Source organism: Aestuariivirga sp., assembly GCF_046294715.1.
In the GTDB taxonomy this organism is placed as follows: Bacteria; Pseudomonadota; Alphaproteobacteria; order Rhizobiales; family Aestuariivirgaceae; genus Aestuariivirga.
This window is the reverse complement of record NZ_JBKBKI010000017.1, coordinates 78,572-84,955: the sequence shown is the minus strand read 5'-3', so window position 1 is coordinate 84,955 and position 6,384 is coordinate 78,572. Positions and strand designations below refer to the sequence as shown.

Annotated in this window: 5 protein-coding genes; 1 reads left to right on the top strand and 4 read right to left on the bottom strand. The window is 65.9% G+C overall.

What is annotated here, in order from left to right:
* Together ACK4HL_RS12865 and ACK4HL_RS12860 are read right to left on the bottom strand one after the other, a co-directional pair.
* On the bottom strand, positions 1 to 1,207 hold a 1,207-nt coding region (locus ACK4HL_RS12865), incomplete at its 3' end, for a glutamine synthetase family protein (RefSeq protein WP_409760912.1).
* Positions 1,208 to 1,223: 16 nt separating this feature from the next.
* On the bottom strand, positions 1,224 to 2,579 hold the full coding sequence (locus ACK4HL_RS12860) for an aspartate aminotransferase family protein (protein ID WP_409760910.1): 1,356 nt from the start codon (positions 2,577 to 2,579) through the stop codon (positions 1,224 to 1,226).
* 124 nt (positions 2,580 to 2,703) lie between these two features.
* On the opposite strand from ACK4HL_RS12860, the gene ACK4HL_RS12855 reads away from it, so the two are divergent.
* On the top strand, positions 2,704 to 3,549 hold the full coding sequence (locus ACK4HL_RS12855) for a D-amino-acid transaminase (RefSeq protein WP_409760908.1): 846 nt from the start codon (positions 2,704 to 2,706) through the stop codon (positions 3,547 to 3,549).
* Positions 3,550 to 3,783: 234 nt separating this feature from the next.
* Here the strand turns inward: ACK4HL_RS12855 and betA are convergent, their stop codons facing one another.
* Both betA and ACK4HL_RS12845 read right to left on the bottom strand, forming a co-directional pair.
* A complete protein-coding gene (betA, locus tag ACK4HL_RS12850; RefSeq protein WP_409760906.1) occupies positions 3,784 to 5,445 on the bottom strand; it encodes a choline dehydrogenase in 1,662 nt (553 codons plus the stop codon).
* Positions 5,442 to 6,308 (bottom strand): MurR/RpiR family transcriptional regulator, encoded by an 867-nt coding sequence (locus ACK4HL_RS12845; protein ID WP_409760904.1) that lies wholly within the window; start codon positions 6,306 to 6,308, stop codon positions 5,442 to 5,444. The genes betA and ACK4HL_RS12845 overlap by 4 nt, the downstream gene beginning before the upstream one ends.
* Positions 6,309 to 6,384: the final 76 nt, after the last annotated feature.

Sequence of the window (6,384 nt, the reverse complement as noted above, 5' to 3'; positions counted from 1 at the left end):
TGTACTTGGCGTGGCGCTCGTAGTTGTTGCCGTTCACCGGATTGCCGGGCTCGGACTTCTCGGTGATGCCGTAATGAATCCCGGCGAGGATCGCCGCCATCACCAGGTAGGGGTTGGCGTCCGCCCCCGAAGGCCGGTGCTCGATGTGGCAGGCCTTGGCAGGCCCCGCGGGAATGCGCAGCGAAACGGTGCGGTTGTTGATCCCCCAGGATGCCGAGACCGGCGCATAGGAATTGCGCCGGAAGCGCCGGTAGGAATTGGCGTTGGGCGCGAAGATCAGCATCGATTCCGCCATGGCCGCCTTGAGCCCGCCGATCGCATGCATGAGGAGCTCGTTCTGGGTGGGGTCTTCCGCCGCGAAGAGGTTGTTGCCGTCCTCGTCCGCAAGCGAGACGTGGATGTGCATGCCGGATCCGGTCCAGCCGGAATAGGGCTTGGCCATGAAGGTGGCGGCAAGCCCGTGCTTTTCCGCCGCGTTCTTGATGAGGCGCTTCAGCATGATGCCCTCGTCGCAGGCCTTCAGCACGTCGGCGCGGTGGCGGAGCACGATCTCCATCTGGCCCGGCGCGTATTCCGAGATCAGCGTCTTGGCGGGAAGGCCCTGGACCTCGCACATGGCGTAAAGGTCCTTGAAGAAGGGCGCGAAATCCTCCGTATCCTGAAGATAATAGGCCTGGTAGTGTTGCGGGCGTGCCTCGTTGATCTGGGCGCGCGGCGCGATCGGCTTTCCGGCGAGCGCGGAGGCCCGGTCCATGAGGAAGAACTCGAGCTCGACGGCGCCGACCGGCGTCATCTTCAGCTCGGACTGGAAGCGCCGCACGATCTTCTCCAGCGCGTTGCGCGGGTCGGCGTAGTGCGGCGTGCCGTCGAGATCGTGGATGGCGGCGATGTACTGCGCGGTGGGCGCCCCGGCCCACGGCACGCGCACCATGCTCCCCGGCACCGGCCACATCAGCATGTCGCGGTCGCCTTCGTCGAAGACGAGGCCCGTCTCCGGCACGTCCTGCCCGGTCACGTCGAGCACGAGTGCCGAGATCGGCATGAAGCGGCCATCCTTCCAGGCGGGCACCACCTCGTCGCGGCGCAGCACCTTGCCGCGCGCCACGCCGCACAGGTCGGTCCACACCACATGCACGCTTTCGATGTCGGGGTTCTGGTCGAGGAACGCCTGCGCTTCGGCTTCGCGGCGGGGGAATACGAGGGTCATGTTCGGTTGCTCCGGTTCAGCTCATCAGTTCGGAAAGGCAGCGGTCGAGTCCTTCGACGAGCTGCTCCACATGCGCCTCGGTCGTCGCCGGGCAGATGAGCATCATGTTGTGGAATGGGGTGACGATCACCCCGCGGTTCAGGAGATAGTGATGCACCGCCACGTCGATCGGCTGGTGGATCATCTTCGCGGCCTCGCCGCCGTTCTTCGGGCGCGCCGGCGTGCACATGAATTCCACGCGCGCGCCCACCCGGACGACGTGCCAGCCCACGCCATGTTTGATGATGACGTCGGCAATGCCCTTTTCGAGGCGCCTTGCCAGCGCCTCGAGGGGGCCGAACGCCTCCTCGGTGAAGTAGCTCTCGAGCACGGCGCGCATCAGCGCCAGCTGGATCTTGGAGCCCGACAGCGTCGTGCCGATTCCCGAATGGCCTGGCGTCCGCGTCTCGAGAAAGGTGCGGATGCGGTCGCTCACGTCCTGCGTGAAGCCGTAGACGGCCGCGGGAATGCCGCCGGCGATGGGCTTGCCGAGAACCATGGCGTCAGGCTCGAGGCGGTGTGCCCGCGTGTAGCCGCCGGGCCCGGAAGACATGCAGTGAGTCTCGTCCATGACGAGCAGCGTGCCCGTCCTCCGCGTGATCTCGCGCAGTGCCGCGTGATAGCCCTCCTCGGGGAGAACCATGCCGACATTGGTCATCACCGGCTCGGCGAGAACGCAGGCGACGTCGCCCCCGGCAAGCGCCTTCTCGAGCGCCGGGACGTCGTTGAACTCGACGACCCTGGTGAACTGCGTGAGGTCGCGCACCTCGCCGATGAGCGCGGGGTCCGCATGTGGCGCGCCGCCGTCGATCGTCACGTAGGTGTCGTCCACCGCGCCATGGTAGCAGTGGTTGAACACGAGGATCTTGCTGCGGCCCGAAATGGCGCGGCACCACTTGATCACCGCGCGGTTGGCATCCGAAGCCGTCGCCGTAACCTGCCAGCAGGGAAGTCCGAACCTGTCCTCGAGCAGCTTTCCGACGGTCGCCGCGTCGGGCGAGGGCATCATGGTGGTGAAGCCGTTCGCACCCTCCCGGCGCAGGGCCTCCACCACGGCGGGAGGCGAATGGCCGAACATCGCGCCGGTGTCGCCGAGGCAGAAGTCGATGTAGCGGTTGCCGTCGGCATCCGTCACGTCCACGCCCTGCGCCTTGGCCACGAACAGCGGAAACGGCGTTCCCCAATCCACCATCCAGTGCATTGGAACGCCCTTCAGCCAATTGCGGCCGGCCTCCTCGGAGAGCTGCTTCGAAGCGGGGTTGCGCTGGGTGAAGAGGGCTTCTTCGCGGGCCAGCATGGCCTTTATCGAGGCTTCCGGAATGGGAGGCGGCATGATGTCCTTCTTGGCCGTTGACGTTGGCCATCTCCTAGCCGCCCGCGGGGGTCGCCACAACCCCCATGGATTCGCCGGTTGGAATCGTGTTTAGAAGCGCTGCAGCATGAAGGAGCCTGGTCGCATGGTCCGCACCGTCTACGTGAACGGCGAGTATCTCCCTGAGTCGGAAGGAAAAATCTCCATCTTCGATCGCGGCTTCCTGTTCGCCGACGGGGTCTACGAGGTGACGGCGGTGGTGAAGGGCAGGCTGGTCGATCATGACTCCCACATGCAGCGGCTCGCGCGCTCCTTGCAGGAACTGCGCATGGGCTGGCCCTGCACCAGGGCCGAACTCGACGCTATGCACCTCGAGTTGATCCGCCGCAACCGGCTCGAGGAAGGCATCATCTACATGCAGGTGACGCGTGGCGCCGCCGACCGCAGCTTCAACTTCCCGAAGGAAGCCGTGAAGCCCACGCTCGTCGCCTTCACCCAGACGATGAACCTCGTGAACAACCCGAACGCGGTGACGGGCATCAAGGTGATCACCACGCCCGATCTCCGTTGGGCCAGGCGCGACATCAAGACCGTGATGCTCCTCGCGCCATCCCTGGGAAAGCAGGAGGCCTACGAGAAGGGCTGCCAGGAGGCCTGGATGGTGGAGAACGGCCGCGTCACCGAGGGGACCTCCTCCAACGCCTATATCGTGAAGGGCGGCAAGGTGGTCACCCGCGGCCTTTCGAACGAGATCCTCGCCGGCTGCACCCGTCGCGCCCTGCTGCGCCTCGCCAGCGAATACGGCATCGAGATCGAGGAACGCGCCTTCACGCCGGAGGAGGCCTATGGCGCCGACGAGGCCTTCCTCACCTCCGCCTCGCAATTCGTCATGCCCATCGTGGAAGTGGACGGCCACCGGATCGGCGGCGGCCAGCCGGGCCCGGTGGTTCGCAAGCTGCGCGAGATCTATCTCGAAGAGGCGGGGAAGTAGGGGCGGAGACAGCCCTCAATCCGTCATCCCGGCGGCCGCCGGGGTCCAACTCCGGGCGCCCGAAGCCGGGTTCCGGTTTTCGCCGGAATGACGGACCTGAGAAGCAGTCCGTAAGTCGTTTCACGATGTCAATCAGCAGCAGGCACGGCTGACCGGCATCTAGAACGGATAGGAATAAAAGTCAAGGATTAAATTCCCGTACCTCCCTTGGGAGAACGGGAGAGGGAGAGCGTCCTACCTCTGGCTCACCTTCCAGGCCGGGTTGATCCAGGGTTCCTGGTTGGAGGGCGGCAGGGGATCGCGGCCCAGGATGTGGTCGCTCGCCTTCTCGCCGATCATCAGGGTGGGCGCGTTGAGATTGCCGTTGGTCACCTGCGGCATGATGGAGGAATCCGCCACCCGCAGGGCCTCGATGCCGATCACGCGGCATTCGTGGTCGACGACCGCCATCGGGTCTCCGGCCGATCCCATCTTGCAGGTGCCGCAGGGGTGGTAGGCGCTCTCGCAGTGCTCGCGGATGAAGGCGTCGATCTCGTCGTCGCTCTGGACCTTTGCCCCCGGTTGGATTTCCTCCGCCGCGTAGCGCTGCATGGCGGGCTGCTGGAAGAGTTCGCGGGTGAGGCGCACGGCCCGGCGCCATTCCGGCAGGTCTTCCGGGTGAGTAAGATAGTTGAAGAGAATCCGCGGCGCCTCGCGCGGGTCATTGTTCCTGACACGGACGAAACCGCGTGACTTGGCGCGCATCGGCCCCACATGCACCTGGAAGCCGTGGCCGGGGAATGCGGTCCGCCCGTCGTAGCGCATCGCGGCAGGCAGGAAATGATACTGGATGTCCGGGTACTCGATGCCCGCGGCAGAACGGATGAAGCCGCAGGACTCGAAGTGGTTGGTGGTGCCGAGCCCCGTCTTGAAGAACAGCCACTCCGCGCCGATCAGCCCCTTGGAGAACCAGTTGAGCTTGGAATAGAGCGTCACCGGTTCCTTGGAGCGCACCTGGAAATAGATCTCGAGGTGGTCCTGCAGGTTCTCGCCCACGCCGGGAAGCGCGTGAACGACCTCGATCCCCGCCGCCTTCAGCACCTCAGGCGAGCCGATGCCGGAGGCCTGCAGCAGCTTCGGCGAATTGATGGTGGAGGCGGCGACGATCACCTCGCGCCTGGCCTTCACCTGGTGGCGTTCGCCTCCGCGCTCGTACTCGACGCCAACCGCGCGCCGCCCCTCGAGCAGCACCCGGTGGGCGAGGGCGCGCGTCACGAGCGTCACGTTGCCGCGCTTGAGGGCGGGCTTCAGATAGGCATTGGCCGCCGACCAGCGCACGCCCTTGTGCACCGTCATTTCCATGGGGCCGAAGCCCTCCTGCTGGCGGCCGTTGTAATCCTCGGTGATGGGATATCCCGCCTCCCGGCCGGCCTCGACGAAGGCCCGGTAGAGCGGGTTCGAGCGCGGCCCCCGCCGCACGTGCATGGGCCCCGACGTGCCGCGCCAGCCTTCCTCGCCGCCATGGCTGGTCTCGAGGCGCTTGAAATAGGGCAGCACGTGGCGGAAGCCCCAGCCCTTTGCCCCCATCTCCTCCCAGGTGTCGAAGTCCCTGGCATGGCCGCGCACATAGACCATGCCGTTGATCGAGGAGGAGCCGCCCACCACCTTGCCGCGCGGCGTGGCAAGCCGCCTGCCGCCGAGCCCCGGCTCCGGCTCCGATTCGAAGCCCCAGTTATAGAGGCTCATGTTCATGGGGTAGGAGAGGGCGGAGGGCATCTGGATGAAGGGGCCGCGGTCGCTTCCGCCGTATTCCAGCACGCAGACGCTGTTCTTCCCGTCTTCGGAAAGGCGGTAGGCCATGGCGCATCCGGCCGAGCCCGCGCCGACGATGACGAAGTCGAAGCTCTCGGTGTTCATTTGCCGCGCCGTCCTGAATCCGACAGAGATTCGAGTTCGGCGATGCGGGCCTCCGTCTCGCGCCAGGAGGCGTTGACGGTTGCCGCTACGAGAGCCTCGGCCACGAACAGCGGCACGATGTTCGAGTCCCAGCTCGAGGGGGCTTCGATGCGGAGGGGAAGTGAGTGCACGGCAAGTCTCGCGATCGGGGAAATCCACTGGTCGGTAATGAGCACGACCTTGGCCCCCCGCTCTCTGGCGGAAGCGGCAAATTCGAGCATGCGCGCGTCATAGCGGCGGATATCGAAGAACACGATCACGTCCTGCTTGCCGATGTCGAGCAGGTATTGCGGCCAGAAGGACTGGGTGGCGGGAACGAGGCTCACCCCCGGCCGCGCCATCTGCAGGTGGATGGCGAGGTAGCCGGCGATCGCCCCGGTGATGCGCCCGCCGGCGATGTGGATCTTCCGCTTCCTGTCCGCCAGCAGCGCCACGACGGCGTCGAAGGCGCGGTGGTCCATCAGCTTGAGGGAGCCGGAGAGGTTCTCCATCGCAGCCGTGGCGAAGCGGTTGAGGATGTGGGTGTCGGGCGCTTCCGCCGACCAGCGGTCATGCTTGGCGATGGGGTTCTGCAGCTGTGCGGAGAGTTCCGCCCGGAGATCGTCCTGGAAGGCGGGAAAGCCGGTGAAGCCCAGCTTCTTGGCGAGCCGCAGCACCGAGGGGGTCGAAACCTCCGCCTCGCGGGCGAAGTCGGAGATGCTGCCGAGCCCGGCCATCGGGTAGTTGGCGAAGAGGGCGGCCATCAGCTTCCGCTCGGCGGCGGTGAGCTCCCCCGACATCAGGCGCAATCTCTCGGCAACGGTCGTCGCGCGCTGCGGCGGCATGGCGGGTTCTCCTGTCTCGCGTGCCAGTGTAACGAATTTGACAGCTCTGGTACAATCTGAAATCATCGCTTCAACC

Bases quoted from the DNA above. Each gene is read 5' to 3' on its own strand.
- ACK4HL_RS12860 (WP_409760910.1), bottom strand. From the start codon at position 2,579: ATGCCGCCTCCCATTCCGGAAGCCTCGATAAAGGCCATGCTGGCCCGC.
- ACK4HL_RS12855 (WP_409760908.1), top strand. From the start codon at position 2,704: ATGGTCCGCACCGTCTACGTGAACGGCGAGTATCTCCCTGAGTCGGAA.
- betA (WP_409760906.1), bottom strand. From the start codon at position 5,445: ATGAACACCGAGAGCTTCGACTTCGTCATCGTCGGCGCGGGCTCGGCC.
- ACK4HL_RS12845 (WP_409760904.1), bottom strand. From the start codon at position 6,308: ATGCCGCCGCAGCGCGCGACGACCGTTGCCGAGAGATTGCGCCTGATG.